This is a genomic window from Achromobacter sp. SIMBA_011, from assembly GCF_046535435.1.
GTDB classification, from domain to species: Bacteria; Pseudomonadota; Gammaproteobacteria; order Burkholderiales; family Burkholderiaceae_B; genus Achromobacter; species Achromobacter dolens.
The window spans coordinates 1-233 of sequence record NZ_JAWRWN010001285.1; the positions used below are offsets into that span (position 1 = coordinate 1).

Annotated in this window: 1 pseudogene; it reads right to left on the reverse strand. The window is 61.4% G+C overall.

The window, feature by feature from the left end:
• Positions 1-233: pseudogene (locus SB816_RS35205) on the reverse strand (uracil-DNA glycosylase); the annotation flags it as partial.

Below are 233 nucleotides of genomic sequence, written 5' to 3' on the forward strand. Positions count from 1 at the left end.
TGACGGCATCGGTGAATTTTTCCCAGCCCTGCCCCTGATGCGAGGCGGCGCGCGATTCTTCCACCGTCAGCACGCTGTTGAGCAAAAGCACGCCCTGTTTCGCCCAGCTTTCCAGAAAGCCGTGACCCACCGGGCGAATGCCGAGATCGCTCTGCAATTCCTTGTAGATATTGACGAGCGAAGGCGGGATGCGCACGCCGGGCTGGACCGAAAAGCACAGGCCATGCGCCTGG